The 14,080-nt window shown below is 59.5% G+C and carries 12 protein-coding genes and 1 riboswitch; of the genes, 5 read left to right on the top strand and 7 right to left on the bottom strand.

Annotated elements, in window-relative coordinates:
- Positions 1–214: 214 nt before the first annotated feature.
- The 4 genes from U6037_RS27150 to ahcY all read right to left on the bottom strand — a co-directional run bounded on the left by U6037_RS27150 (position 215) and on the right by ahcY (position 5,751).
- Positions 215–2,098, bottom strand: a complete 1,884-nt coding sequence (locus U6037_RS27150; RefSeq protein WP_322845116.1) for a DEAD/DEAH box helicase — start codon at positions 2,096–2,098, stop codon at positions 215–217.
- 222 nt (positions 2,099–2,320) lie between these two features.
- Positions 2,321–3,133: a substrate-binding periplasmic protein gene (locus U6037_RS27145; protein ID WP_322845115.1), complete on the bottom strand. Its 813-nt coding sequence runs from the start codon at positions 3,131–3,133 to the stop codon at positions 2,321–2,323.
- Between the two features lie 170 nt (positions 3,134–3,303).
- Entirely contained in the window at positions 3,304–4,149 is an 846-nt protein-coding gene (gene metF / locus U6037_RS27140; protein WP_064388104.1) for a methylenetetrahydrofolate reductase [NAD(P)H], read from the bottom strand.
- A 192-nt stretch (positions 4,150–4,341) separates the two neighbouring features.
- A complete protein-coding gene (gene ahcY / locus U6037_RS27135; RefSeq protein WP_105709344.1) occupies positions 4,342–5,751 on the bottom strand; it encodes an adenosylhomocysteinase in 1,410 nt (469 codons plus the stop codon).
- Positions 5,752–5,774: 23 nt separating this feature from the next.
- A riboswitch (S-adenosyl-L-homocysteine riboswitch) is annotated at positions 5,775–5,873 on the bottom strand.
- Between the two features lie 190 nt (positions 5,874–6,063).
- Here ahcY and U6037_RS27130 point away from each other — a divergent pair.
- On the top strand, positions 6,064–6,471 hold the full coding sequence (locus tag U6037_RS27130) for an acyl-CoA thioesterase (RefSeq protein WP_016984776.1): 408 nt from the start codon (positions 6,064–6,066) through the stop codon (positions 6,469–6,471).
- A 174-nt stretch (positions 6,472–6,645) separates the two neighbouring features.
- Positions 6,646–7,536, top strand: coding sequence for a formate/nitrite transporter family protein (locus U6037_RS27125; RefSeq protein ID WP_322845114.1), 891 nt, complete (start codon positions 6,646–6,648; stop codon positions 7,534–7,536).
- Here the strand turns inward: U6037_RS27125 and U6037_RS27120 are convergent.
- Positions 7,503–8,399: a LysR family transcriptional regulator gene (locus U6037_RS27120; protein WP_322845113.1), complete on the bottom strand. Its 897-nt coding sequence runs from the start codon at positions 8,397–8,399 to the stop codon at positions 7,503–7,505. The genes U6037_RS27125 and U6037_RS27120 overlap by 34 nt on opposite strands.
- A gap of 112 nt (positions 8,400–8,511) precedes the next feature.
- On the opposite strand from U6037_RS27120, the gene U6037_RS27115 reads away from it, so the two are divergent.
- Together U6037_RS27115 and U6037_RS27110 are read left to right on the top strand one after the other, a co-directional pair.
- Positions 8,512–8,928 carry a VOC family protein gene (locus tag U6037_RS27115; RefSeq protein ID WP_322845112.1) on the top strand — a complete coding sequence of 139 codons (417 nt, stop codon included), beginning with the start codon at positions 8,512–8,514 and terminating at the stop codon, positions 8,926–8,928.
- Positions 8,915–10,213 (top strand): amidase, encoded by a 1,299-nt coding sequence (locus U6037_RS27110; protein ID WP_322845111.1) that lies wholly within the window; start codon positions 8,915–8,917, stop codon positions 10,211–10,213. The genes U6037_RS27115 and U6037_RS27110 overlap by 14 nt, the downstream gene beginning before the upstream one ends.
- A gap of 4 nt (positions 10,214–10,217) precedes the next feature.
- On the opposite strand, the gene U6037_RS27105 is transcribed toward U6037_RS27110, so the two are convergent.
- Complete coding sequence (locus U6037_RS27105; RefSeq protein WP_322845110.1) at positions 10,218–11,480, bottom strand: sodium:proton antiporter; 1,263 nt, start codon at positions 11,478–11,480, stop codon at positions 10,218–10,220.
- 264 nt (positions 11,481–11,744) lie between these two features.
- Positions 11,745–12,914, bottom strand: coding sequence for an MFS transporter (locus U6037_RS27100; protein ID WP_322845109.1), 1,170 nt, complete (start codon positions 12,912–12,914; stop codon positions 11,745–11,747).
- A 306-nt stretch (positions 12,915–13,220) separates the two neighbouring features.
- Between U6037_RS27100 and U6037_RS27095 the strand changes: the two genes are divergently transcribed.
- Entirely contained in the window at positions 13,221–14,054 is an 834-nt protein-coding gene (locus U6037_RS27095; protein WP_122596555.1) for an EamA family transporter, read from the top strand.
- The last annotated feature ends 26 nt before the right edge of the window (positions 14,055–14,080 follow it).

The following is a 14,080-nucleotide window of genomic DNA, read 5'->3' as shown; positions in this document are numbered from 1 at the left end:
CCGGTCGAAAGGCCGGGGGCGTTTTTTATTGCCCGTCACAACACAATTCCCCCTGTAGGAGCTGCCGAAGGCTGCGATCTTTTGATCCTGGCTTTTTGCAGATCAAGATCAAAAGATCGCAGCCTTCGGCAGCTCCTACAGAAAGCGGGTTTGAGTCGCCCATAAAAATGCCCCGGCTCTTTCGAGGCGGGGCATTTTTCACTGCAGCGTGAAATCAGCGATTGCGGGTCAGCAAGGCTGGTTTTTCGCCACGCGGGCGGCTTGGCAGTTGATCGAGCTGCTCAGGCGTCGGGAAGCGGTCGGCTTTCGATTCCTTGTGCATGATCTTCGGCCCGGTGCTGCGCGGGTTCTGTACGGCTGGCTCGCTGCGTGGCTGATCGTCACGGGCCGGGCGACGGTTGCGCGACGACGAGGAGGACTCGTCGCGACGACCCGACTGACCATCACGCGGTGCGCCGTTGCGCGGGCCGCTGCGTTTTGCCGGCGGCGTGCCGGTGCTCGAACCGTTGCTGTTGCGCGGACCGTTCTGGCGACCTTGCGACTGACCGCCGCGTGGTGCGCCGGAACCTGCGCCTGCGCCCTGAGCCGGTGCGCCTGGACGACGACCACGGCCGCCAGCAGGAGCCGGCTTCGGTACGTAATCAACGCGGTTACCGAAGTTATCGATATCGTCGTCGAGGAACTCGTCCGGTGCGCGATCAGCTGCCGCACGTGGCGGCTGGCTCGGACGCTGTTCGCGGGCTGGGGTGCCTTCGCGCGGTTTCTGCTGACGGGCAGGACGCTCGCCGCGTTCACCGGCCGGTTTTTCCTTGCCCTTGTCTTTGCCTTTGTCTTTACGACCGCCGCCACCGCCGCCGCCATTCGGGCCGTCGCCGCGTGGGCCACGTGGATTGCGCGGGTTGCGCACGTCCGGACGCTCGCGCACTTCCGGCTTCTCGGCTTCAATGGTGCTCGAATCGAAGCCCATCAGGTCGCCGTCGGCGATTTTCTGCTTGGTCATGCGTTCGATGCTTTTCAGCAGTTTTTCTTCGTCCGGTGCGACCAGCGAAATCGCCTCGCCCGAACGACCGGCACGGCCGGTACGGCCGATACGGTGGACGTAATCTTCATCGACGTTCGGCAGTTCGAAGTTGACCACGTGTGGCAATTGATCGATGTCCAGACCGCGTGCGGCGATGTCGGTGGCAACCAGAATGCGTACCTGGTTGGCCTTGAAGTCGGCCAGCGCTTTGGTGCGCGCGTTCTGGCTCTTGTTACCGTGGATCGCCACAGCCGGCAGGCCGTGCTTGTCCAGGTACTCGGCCAGACGGTTGGCGCCGTGCTTGGTGCGGGTGAACACCAGCACCTGTTCCCACGCGCCAGCGGTGATCAGGTGTGCCAGCAGCGCACGCTTGTGGCTGGCCGGCAGACGGAACACGCGTTGTTCGATGCGCTCGACCGTGGTGTTCGGCGGCGTCACTTCGATGCGTTCCGGGTTGTGCAGCAGCTTGCCGGCGAGGTCGGTGATGTCCTTGGAGAACGTCGCCGAGAACAGCAGGTTCTGACGCTTGGACGGCAGGCGCGCGAGCACTTTCTTCACGTCGTGCACGAAACCCATGTCGAGCATGCGGTCGGCTTCGTCGAGGACGAGGATTTCCACGTGAGACAGGTCAACGCTGCCCTGGCCACACAGATCGAGCAAACGACCCGGGCAGGCAACGAGCACGTCGACGCCACGGGACATGGCCTGAACCTGCGGGTTCATGCCGACGCCGCCGAAGATGCAGGCGCTGACGAATTTCAGGTCACGGGCGTAGATCTTGAAGCTCTCGTGTACCTGGGCCGCGAGTTCGCGGGTCGGGGTCAGGACCAGTACGCGCGGTTGGCGCGGGCCATGACGCTGGGATTTGTCCGGGTGACCGTTGGGGAACAACCGCTCCAGGATCGGAAGGGCGAAACCGCCGGTTTTACCGGTACCTGTCTGTGCCGCAACCATCAGGTCGCGACCTTGCAACACGGCGGGAATGGCCCGCTGTTGCACCGGAGTAGGCTCGGTATAGCCCGCATCTTCGATGGCGCGGACTAAAGCCTCGGAGAGACCGAGGGAAGCAAAGGACATGAGTAATCCTGTTTTAGTTAGGGCTTGGCCCAATGGGAGTCTTGCCTGGCGCGAATGGCGTTTAAGAGGACGCAATCCCGTCCGGTCCTGCTGCGGTTCCGAAGGCACGTCTGGAGCGCTCGCGCGGGCTGCAAAGCTGCGCTGTAGCGGGTCGAGAGGCCTGTTACGGTTCCGGGCGTCCGGGCGTGAGCCTGGCGGGAACGCCGGAGTATAACAGAGCAATCACTGCGCGCTGCTTTCCTGCTGCTCAACGGTTTTGCTGTTGGCGGTGGCTGAATTCATTGAAGGGCTGCTGGCGGGGGCGGCGCCGTAGCGTGCGCTCAGCTCGGCGTAGGCTGGTTCGCGCTTGAAGCGCTTGAGTTCGGCGCCAAACCGCTGCACCAATAAATCCATGCCGGCATTGCGCCGAACCGCCAGAAACTGGCTTTGGCGGCTAATGACGGTAGGGTTTTCAGTGATCTGATCGCGAATGTTCAGCTCATCGAGCAAATGCTGGCCGACGCGGCGATCAGTGATCAGCAAGTCGATACGTCCGCGCACCAATTTGCCGAAGTTGGCTTCGTGGGTCGGTGCCGGTTCTCGGTTAAACAGCGTCGACTCGCGAAAATCCGGGCTGTATAGATAGCCCGGCGAAGTGCCGATGGTCAGGCCTTTGAGTTCTTCCAGTTTGCTGAACGGGTGCGGCCTGTCGTTGGCGTAGAACATCACGAACTCGACGTCCGACAGCGGCTCGCTTGGGTAAAGCAGGGTCGCGTCGCGTTCATCACTGTGAAAAATATCCAGTGCACCGTCGGCCTGACCGGTTTCAAGCATCGACAGGCAGCGCTTCCACGGCAGGAATTGCCATTCGACTTCAATGCCCAGTCGCTTGAAGACGATGGCTGTGGTTTCGTAGTCGAGCCCGAGGTTCTTGCCGCCTTCTTCATACACGTACGGCGCCCACGGCTCGGTGACAATACGTAGCTTCTCGCCCCTAGCGGCGAAGCTCAGGCAAGCAAAAACCAGCACGGCGAATAACTGCGTGATCAAAGGCATGGCTTGAGATTACGACGAGAAACGCGAAAGAGCCAGAAAGTGCCTGCACAAGCTCTGTTTCGGGCCTTTAAACGCAAAAAATCGCAACTTCAACAACCCTTGTAGGAGCTGCCGAAGGCTGCGATCTCTTGATCTTGCTTGTTGCTTTCAGCTTGAAGCTTGCAGCTGCTTCAACGCGGTAACTTCAGGTTATTCCAGATCGCCAGACTAGGCTCAGCCTGGTTCATGGAATAAAAATGCAGCCCCGGTGCGCCGCCCTGCAACAGACGCTCGCACATCTCGCTGACGACTTGCTCGCCAAAGCGCTGAATGCTTTGCGTGTCATCGCCGTAGGCTTCCAGTTGCTTGCGGATCCAGCGCGGGATTTCCGCACCGCAGGCATCGGAGAAGCGCGCGAGTTTGCTGTAGTTGGTGATCGGCATGATCCCCGGCACGATCGGCAGATCGACACCCTGCGCCTGCAAACGGTCGACGAAGTAGAAGTAACTGTCGGCGTTGAAGAAGTACTGGGTGATCGCGCTGTCGGCGCCAGCGCGAGCCTTGCGCACGAAATTGGCGAGATCGTCTTCGTAGTTGCGTGCTTGCGGATGCATCTCCGGGTAAGCGGCAACTTCGATGTGGAAATGATCGCCGGTTTCTTCACGAATGAATTCCACCAGTTCATTGGCGTGACGCAGCTCACCGCTGGTCATGCCCATGCCGGACGGCAGATCACCGCGCAGGGCGACGATGCGCTTGATGCCAGCAGCCTTGTACTCGTTCAGCAGGCCGCGCAGGTCGTCCTTGCTGTCGCCGACGCACGACAGGTGCGGTGCGGCCGGTACTTTGACTTCGCTTTCCAGTTGCAGAACGGTGTTGAGGGTGCGATCACGGGTCGAACCACCAGCGCCATAGGTGCAGGAGAAGAAATCAGGGTTGTAAGTGGCCAGCTGACGGGCAGTGGCGAGCAGTTTTTCATGCCCAGCATCGGTCTTGGTCGGGAAGAACTCGAAGCTGTAGCGACGGTCTTGAGACATCGGAGGGGACCTCCAGCCACAAGCTGCAAGCTACGAGCTGCAAGAGGAGCGGAGGTGCGCTGATCTCTTGTGCAAGTAGCCTGTAGCCTGACGCTGTTTTGAAATGATGGCAGAGCCTCAGGCTTCGCACGGCAAGTCCGGCTTTTGACCTCGCTTGCCGCTTGAAGCTAGAAGCTCGCAGCTGCTCTTAACTTAGTAGCGGTAAGCGTGCGGCTTGAACGGACCTTCGACGGTGACGCCGATGTAGTCAGCCTGTTGCTTGGTCAGTTGCGTGACCACGCCGCCGAAGCCGCGAACCATTTCCAGAGCTACTTCTTCGTCGAGTTTCTTCGGCAGTACTTCAACGGTCAGACGCTCGGCTTTCTGGGCTGGCGACAGGTCGGCGTACTTCTGGCCGAACAGGAAGATCTGCGCCAGAACCTGGTTGGCGAACGAGCCGTCCATGATGCGGCTTGGGTGACCAGTGGCGTTGCCCAGGTTGACCAGACGGCCTTCGGCCAGCAGGATCAGGTAGTCATCGTTCTGAGCGTCGAAAGCGCCAGCGCCGGTACGGTGGATCTTGTGTACCTGTGGCTTCACTTCTTCCCATGCCCAGTTCTTGCGCATGAAAGCGGTGTCGATTTCGTTGTCGAAGTGACCGATGTTGCAGACAACAGCACGCTTCTTCAGCGCTTTGAGCATGTTCGCGTCGCAAACATTGACGTTACCGGTGGTGGTCACGATCAGGTCGATCTTGCCCAGCAGCGCTTTGTCGATGCTCGCTTCGGTGCCGTTGTTGATACCGTCGATGAACGGCGAAACCAGTTCGAAACCGTCCATGCAAGCTTGCATGGCGCAGATCGGGTCAACTTCGGAGACCTTAACGATCATGCCTTCCTGACGCAGGGACTGAGCGGAGCCCTTGCCCACGTCACCGTAACCGATGACCAGCGCTTGCTTGCCGGACAGCAGGTGGTCGGTACCGCGCTTGATCGCGTCGTTCAGGCTGTGACGGCAGCCGTACTTGTTGTCGTTCTTGGACTTGGTCACCGAGTCGTTGACGTTGATGGCCGGGATTTTCAGCTCGCCCTTGGCCAGCATGTCCAGCAGACGGTGTACGCCGGTGGTGGTTTCTTCGGTCACGCCGTGTACGCGGTCCAGTACTTGTGGGTACTTGTCGTGCAGCAGCTGAGTCAGGTCGCCGCCGTCGTCGAGGATCATGTTGGCGTCCCATGGCTGGCCATCCTTCAGGATGGTCTGCTCCAGGCACCACTCGTACTCTTCTTCAGTTTCGCCTTTCCAGGCGAAAACCGGGATGCCGGCAGCAGCGATAGCGGCAGCAGCCTGATCCTGAGTGGAGAAAATGTTGCAGGACGACCAGCGTACTTCGGCACCCAGGGCAACCAGGGTTTCGATCAGCACGGCAGTCTGAATGGTCATGTGGATGCAGCCGAGGATCTTGGCGCCTTTCAACGGCTGTTCGCCGGAGTACTTGCGACGCAGACCCATCAGAGCCGGCATTTCCGATTCGGCGATGATGGTTTCGCGACGGCCCCAGGCAGCCAGGGACATGTCGGCAACTTTGTAATCGTTAAAATCTGCAGGCGTGATAACAGCGCTCATGAAGAGCCTCCATTCGTAATGTATGCGAATGGGCGCCGTTGTGCGTTTAGTGTCTGGCCTGAGCCAGTCAACGCCCCATCCGAGCCTGACAGGTTGAACCTGCTGCAGCGCCCCTCGGACAGGTGGCGGGAAAACGGTATCAATTGAAGATGACCGTTTTGAAACGGTGGCGATTATAGCTTTCTTTGAGCTGCGAGTGGCAAGCCGCAAGCGACAAGTAACAGCGGCTCGGCTTTTACTTGCAGCTTGTCGCTTGCAACTTGAAGCTGGGGGAGTAAACCTAATGCCCAAACACCTCGGAGTCCGTCCCCCATGAATTTCCACACCCGCAAATGGGTAAAACCCGAAGACCTCAACCCCAACGGCACCCTGTTCGGCGGCAGCCTGCTGCGCTGGATCGACGAAGAAGCGGCGATTTACGCCATCGTCCAGTTGGGCAATCAGCGCGTGGTGACCAAGTACATTTCCGAAATCAACTTCGTCAGCGCCTCGCGCCAGGGCGACATCATCGAACTGGGCATCACCGCCACCGAGTTCGGCCGCACCTCGATCACCCTGACCTGCGAAGTGCGCAACAAGATCACTCGCAAAAGCATTCTGACGGTTGAGAAAATGGTGTTTGTGAACCTCGGCGAAGACGGCTTGCCGGCGCCGCACGGCCGCACTGAAATCAAATACGTCAAAGACCAGTTTCAGGAAGATGAATTAGTTACCAAGTGACATTGGCGGCGCGCCCTTCGCGAGCAGGCTCGCTCCCACAGGTATAGCGTGAACCTGTGGGAGCGAGCCTGCTCGCGAAAGCGCTTTCAAAATCACCGAAGAATCATCTGACCACTGAACAGTCGTGAGCCGCGGGAGTCGTAGCTAAACACCACCCCCCACGGTTGCCACGCCATGACCACCCCCACCGACGGCAAAACCCCCGACCTCTCGGCCAAAGAACAGCACGAAGTCGAGAAAAGCCAGCCGCCCCGCGCGGCCGTCCTGCATGAAATCATCCGCTCTCAAGGCGATCAGGAACTGGAGCGCAGCATCGCCGCACTCTGGTGGTCGGCGCTGGCGGCCGGGTTGACCATGGGCCTGTCATTGATGGGCATGGGTTTACTCAATTCACGCCTGCCCGAGGGCGACGAATTCAAGGTGATCGCCAGTTTCGGCTACTGCGCAGGCTTTCTTGCGGTGATCCTCGCACGCCAGCAGTTGTTCACCGAAAACACGCTGACCGCCGTGCTGCCGGTCATGACCAAACCAACGATGCGGAATTTCGGCCGCCTGATCCGCCTGTGGACCGTGGTGTTGGTCGGCAACCTGTGTGGCACGATTCTGGTGGCGTACGTGATGCTCGAGTTGCCGATATTCGACACCAAGACTGACCACGCCTTCCTCGAGATCGGCCGCAAGGTCATGGAAAACCATGCCAGCCAGATGTTCGCCAAGGGCATCGTTTCCGGCTGGATGATCGCCACCATGGTCTGGATGATCCCTTCCATGGAGAGCGCGAAGATGTGGATCATCATCCTCATCACCTATTTCATGGCACTCGGCGATTTCACTCACATTGTGGTGGGTTCGGCGGAAGTGTCGTATCTGGTGTTCGCCGGCGAACTGCCGTGGAGTGATTTCTGGATGGTCTTCGCCGGCCCCACGCTGGCCGGGAATATCATTGGCGGTAGTTTTATCTTTGCGCTGATCAGCCACGCGCAGATTCGCAGTGAAAGCGGGAAGCCGAAATCCAGCGGCCCTGATGAGGATCAAGGCGAGTCGAAGAAGGATTCAGAACGTTGAGGCGTGGCCGTTGAAAGTGCCGCGCACAATGCGCTGATCATGTTTGGCCGATCGGTCTGGGCCGGGCTGATCAGCGCAATCTCCCGGTCATAGCGATCACTGCCAATCTGGCTCACCGCGCATTGATGGCCCCATTGCTCAAAACCGGACCAATAGGGCACCAGGCTCACGCCCATGCCGCCCGTCACGAGCATGGCAATGGTTTCCAGTGCATCCAGATCGACCAGCGACGTGGGCGTCAGTTCATGGTCCGCCAGATACTGCTCGGCGTGCCGTCCGCCCCATGCGTCCGGGTCGTAGCGGATGTAGGGCTGGCTCGTCAGTTGTGCGGGGATGCTCAGCGCGGACTTTTCCTTTGACAGAAACACCAGCGGCTCCTTGCGCAGGGACACCGCTTGCAGCGCTTTGGGCAACTCGAACGGCGGCATCACGAGGATCGCCGCATGCACTTCCCCTGAGAGCAGCGCCTGATACAACGACCGCGATGTTCCCGGAACGATCACTGGCGTCAGCCCAGGCGCCAACTCGGTCAATGTGCGCAGTGTTCCCGGCAACAGCCCGGTCAAAACGGTGGAAATCGCGCCTATGCGCAACTGTCCCGTCAGCCCTGCGACGTCGGCATCTCCCGCCAGTAACGCCACTTCGCGAACGATGCGTTTGGCCCGGGGCAGTAAATCGAGGCAGGCCTGGCTCGGCTTGGCAGCATGGCCCACACGGGACAACAGCTCAAAGCCGAGTTGCCGTTCGAGCGCGAGAATGCGCTGACTGATCGCAGCAGCCGTCAGTCCTTCAAGGCGCGCAGCATGGGCGATCGAGCCGCATTCGACGACGGTGATCAGGCTCTTTAAATATCGCGTGTCCATAAATAATGCTTTCGATAGCAGTAAGAATTACAGGCTATCTCTTTTGATCGAAACCGCACAGTCTTCAACCATCCCGCTGTTTCCGTCGTCCGGTGATCGTCAGGAGTTCCTTATGCAGTCGATTTTTCATCTCGCTATGCACGTCCGTGACTTGCAGGCTTCCCGCGATTTTTATGGAGGTTTGCTGGGGTGTAAAGAAGGTCGCAGTACCGACACGTGGGTCGATTTCGATTTTTTCGGCCATCAATTGTCGTTGCACTTGGGCGAACCCTTTGCGGTCAGCAATACCGGGAAAGTCGGCGAGCATGACGTGCCGATGCCCCATCTCGGCGTGATCCTCGAGATGTCGGACTGGGTCGCGTTAAAGGAGCGCTTGATCGAAGGCGGAGTGCAATTTGTGCTTCGTCCACACATTCGTTTTCCCGGAGAGCCCGGTGAGCAGGCAACCATGTTCTTTCGCGATCCTGCCGCAAACCCCATCGAGATAAAGGGCTTCACTGACTTGCAGGCAGTTTATGCACAATTTTAATCAGGCAGACGCCACCGCCATTGCTGAGCGGGTTCGTTCGCAGGCCGTGAGCCCCGAGACCGTCGCCGAGCATTTCCTTGACTGTGTCGACGCGCATGAACAGGACATAAAAGCGTTTGTTTCGTTCGACCCGGACGCAGTTCGCAGCCAGGCCCGGCATCTGAAAAACAGCGGCGCAAAAGGCTTGCTGGCGGGTGTGCCCGTGGGCGTCAAAGACATCTATGACAGTGCGGATCATCCCACTCGTTTTTACTCGCCGATCTATGAGGATAACCGTCCTTCGCGTGACGCCCATGTCGTCACGCTTCTGCGCCAGGCCGGGGCGGTGATCATGGGCAAAACCCACACCACCGAATTCGCTTACATGCACACCGGGCCAACCCGCAATCCGCATCATCTCGACAGAACTCCGGGAAGTTCCAGTGCCGGCTCGGCAGCGGGGATGGCGGCCGGTTTTTTTCCGCTCGCATTGGGCACGCAGACCGCCGGGTCATTGATCAAGCCGGCCTCCTACTGCGGTCTGTACGCGTTCAAACCCTCGTACGGGCTGGTTTCACTGGAAGGGGTAAAGCCATTGGCGCCGAGTTTCGACACGGTGGGGTGGTATGGCCGCTCGGTGCGCGATCTGGAGCTGATGGCGCAAGTCTTGATCTCCGGTCTCCCGCCGCTTGCTCACGAACAGAGCGTTTGCACGTTCGGCTTCTGTCGTACGGCGCGTTGGGATCAGGTCGATGAAGAGGTGGCCGCAGCGCTGGAAGCTGCTGTTGAAGATTTGCGCTCGGCGGGTCATCAAGTGAGCGAGGTGGTGCTGCCTGAGGCGTTTGCGTCGGTATTCGATGATCATCTGTTGATCAACGATTGCGAGGGCGCCCGATCACTGGCCAAAGAGCTGCAAGCGCACCCTGACCAACTCAGTGAGGAATTGTTGGCCATGATCGAGCGCGCCCGTCTGACGACGTGGGCGCAAGAGTCAGCGGCGAAGAAGCGCTTGGCAACGTTAGCCGCTGTGCTGGAGCCGATATTCCAACCGTTTGACGCCTTGTTGGGTGCGAGCTGCGGCATCGTCGCGCCGTTGGGCCTTGGGGCGACCGGGCCTTCGGATTTCAGCAAGTTGTGGATGGCGTTTGGCTTGCCGCAAATCAACCTTCCGCTCGTCCGCAAAACCGGGGCGTTGCCCATTGGCCTGCAAATGATTGGCGCGTTCAGAGCCGACAGCGATCTGTTACACGCTGCCGGGCAGGTTGAGGCAGTGCTGAGCACTGCCCGCCAGACGGCGCCGCAGTGATACGTCAGTGCGCAGATTCAGTCGCAGCTTTCGGCTCATGGCGCGTTGCATGCTTGACCAGTTTGCCGATGGTCAGGCCCTGCAACAGGATCGATGACAGCACCACGATGTAGGTGATGCTCAGCAGCAGGTCACGCTCCGGGCCCAGCGGCAGGGCCAGCGCCAGTGCCACCGAAACACCGCCGCGCAAACCACCCCAGGTCAGAATGCGAATGGTGCCGGCGGGCACTGTGCGCCAGCGCCGTAGCAGCACAATCGCCGGGGCCACGGTGAGCAGGCGCGACAACAGAATCGCCACCGCCAGCAAACCTGCCGCGGCCATGTGCAGCCAGTTGAACGGCAGCAGCAACAGCTCCATGCCGATCAGCGCGAACAGCAGCGCGTTAAGCATGTCGTCGAGCAACTCCCAAAAACCGTCGAGATAACGGCGAGTCATCTCATTCATCGCCAGATTGCGCCCGACGTTACCGATGATCAGACCAGCAACCACCATCGCAATCGGTGCTGACACATGAATCTCGGTGGCCATCGCCGAACCGCCAATGACCAGCGCCAGGGTCAGCATCACGGTGATCTGGTGCTGCTCGATGCTCTTGATCATCCGATAGACCAGGTAACCGATCAGCCCGCCAAACAGCACACCGCCAATCGCTTCGTGAACGAATAGCATCGCGGTGGCACTGATGGTCGGGGTTTCGCCGAGCTGGGCGATACCGAGCAAAACGGTGAACACCACTACGGCGGTGCCGTCGTTGAACAGCGATTCGCCGACGATGGTGGTTTTCAACGGTTTCGAGGCATTGGCGGTACGCAGCACACCAAGCACGGCGATCGGGTCAGTTGGCGAAATCAGTGCGCCGAACAACAGGCAGTAAAGGAAGCTTACGTGCCAGCCGAACAGGGCAAAGATGTAATAGGCGAGGCTGCCGATCACGGTAGTGGCGATCAACACACCGAAGGTTGCCAACAGTCCGATGGGCCAGCGATAGCTGCGCAGGTCGTTGAGGTTGACGTGCAGGGCGCCGGCGAACAGCAGGAACGACAGCATCCAGTTCATCAGCAGATCGCCGAAGTCGATCTGGCCGATCAGTTGCTGTACGCGTTCTTCGAGGCCGGGGTAGCCGAGTACGCTCAGGCCTTGCAGCAGCAGGGAAAACATCAACGCGGTAACCATCACGCCGATGGTCGGCGGCAGGCCGATGAAGCGGAAGTTGACGAAGGTGAGGAGGGTGGTGAGGCAGATGAAAGCGGCGACAAGTTCAAGCATCCGGGGTCCTTTGGATGAGGGGTGAAAGATAGCGCACCGAATCTTTGGTGCAGGGGTTGGATGGGTTGAGTCAGGATCGGGACACAGTTGATGCTGTGATGAGATCAAGAGCCCCCTCACCCCAGCCCTCTCCCTTGGGGAGAGGGGGAAAGGGAGCAGATCTTCAAGTCTTTCAGGGCCTGAGTTCGGCTCTGAAATTTCAGGTCGATGTAACTCGAACATTCAACACGGTCAGTTCCCTCTCCCACTGGGAGAGGGTGAGGGCTAGCCGGACACATTGACCGCAGCAGCGCTGCGACGTTGCAGATAGATGAAAAACAACGCCGTCAGCACCGTCAACACACCGACCAGCGCACCAGTCCAAGGCAAGTCCGCCAGATCCGCGCCACTGGCAACCACCAGTCCACCAATCCACGCACCGGCCGCGTTACCGAGATTGAAGGCGCTCTGGTTCAGCGTCGACCCCAGATTCGGTGCTTCATGGGCCTGATCGATAATCAAAAGTTGCAGGATCGGGCACAGCGCAAAAGCAAAAATCCCCCACAGCACCAGCGTGATCGCTGCCGGTACCACCGAACGGCTGGTCTGGCTGAACGCCGCCAGAATCACCACCACCGCCAGGGCAACACCCACCAGCGAAGGCAACAAACGGCTATCGGCCAAGCGTCCGCCGAGCATGCTGCCGCCGGTCAGACCGACGCCGAACAACAGCAACATCACCGTCACGCCATGCGGACTGACGCCGGTGATGTCCTGCAGGATCGGCGCGATGTAGGTGAACACGCTGAACAGGCTGGTCGAAGCCAGCACGCTCATGCCCAGCGCCAGCAACACGTTGATCTTGCCCAGTACCTTGAATTCGCTGGCGAGGTTGGCCTTGTCCATCGGGATGTGTTTCGGCAGCCACAACCACTGCGCCAGAGCTGCGATCACACCGATTACCGAAACCGCCCAAAAGGTCGAACGCCAGCCGGCATACTGACCCAGCGCAGTGCCCAGCGGCACGCCGAGGACGTTGGCCAAAGTCAGGCCGGTGAACATCATCGCAATCGCCTGGGCTCGTTTGTTCGGTGCCACCAGCCCGGCGGCGACCACCGAACCGATGCCGAAAAACGCGCCATGGCACAGCGCCGTGACCACTCGCGCGGCCATCAGCGTTGCGTAGTTGGGGGCGAGGGCGCAAAGAATGTTGCCGAGGATGAACATCAGCGTCATGCCCAGCAGTGTCGCTTTGCGTGGCATGTTGGCGGTGCCGATCGCCAGAATCGGCGCGCCGAACACCACGCCCAGCGCGTAGCCGGTGATCAATAGACCAGCCTCGGGAATGCTCACGGCAAGGTCGCGGGCAACATCGGGCAGCAGGCCCATGATGACGAATTCGGTTGTGCCGATGCCGAATGCGGCAACAGCGAGGGCAAGCAAGGCGAGTGGCATGCGCAAGGTCTCTGTCGGTAGTCTTGACGCTTTGATCAGGCATACGCAGGCCGACAACCGATCTCCGAGGAGAGCAGGGCAGGCAGGAATTATTGGTATTTTTCTGTGCGCAACTGAGTGCGGCGTGGTCGCTTGCAGTATAAACAGCTGCTGACACATCGCGAATCAATAATCTGACTATTCGGATTTTCACTGTAGGAGCTGCCGCAGGCTGCGATCTTTTGATGTCGCTGTTAAAAATCAAAATCAAAAGATTGCCGCCTGCGGCAGCTCCTACATGGGGACTATAAAAACAAGGGGTGAGACGTGCTGGCGACGGGGTTGGTATTGGTGGCGGCGCTGTTGCATGCGGCGTGGAATACGTTGATCAAGTTCAGTGCCGAACGATTGTTGGTGGTCGCGTGCATGGACACTGTGGCATTGCTGGTTGTCGCTATCGCATTGCCGTTCGTGAATCTGCCGCCGGTGGAAATCTGGCCGTGGATTTTGGCTTCAGCTGCGTTTGAACTGCTCTATCGCTATCTGTTGATTCAGGCATATCGGGTCGGCGATCTGGGCCTGGTGTATCCACTGATGCGCGGATTGTCGCCGTTAGTGGTGCTCGCACTGACTTTGATCTTCGCCGGTGAAGTACTCACCACGCAGCAGATCTTCGGGATCATGCTGATTCCGTTCGGCATGGCCTGTCTGCTTTGGCAGGGTGGCGGTGGCAAACACTTGCCTTGGTCGATGCTGCCAGTGGTGGCGCTCATCGGCCTGTGCATCGGCTGCTACACCTACATCGATGGCCAGGCGCTGAGGCGCTGGTCGCATCCGCTCGATTATCTGGTCTGGGTCACGCTGCTCAGTGCCTGGCCGTTCCCGTTGCTGGCATGGGTCGCCAAGCGTCCGGCGTTCATGCAGTTCTGGCGTGAGCAATGGAAGCTGGGGTTGGCCGTCGGGTTTTGTGTGTTGTTCAGCTATGCTCTGGTGCTATGGGCGATGCAGTTGGGCTCGATTGCCGAAGCGGCAGCGTTGCGCGAAATCAGCGTGATTCTGGTGGTGCTGTTCGGTATGCGCTACTTGAAAGAACCTTTCGGCCGACCGCGGCTCTTAGCCTGTGGGTTGGTGCTGATCGGCATGCTGGTGATGAAGTTCTGACCGCTCGCGAATTCTAAAACCCGAAA

The sequence above is a fragment of the Pseudomonas sp. B33.4 genome (genome assembly GCF_034555375.1).
Lineage (GTDB): Bacteria > Pseudomonadota > Gammaproteobacteria > Pseudomonadales > Pseudomonadaceae > Aquipseudomonas.
Note: the sequence above shows the minus strand (reverse complement) of the source record. Positions and strands in the feature narration are given on the sequence as shown.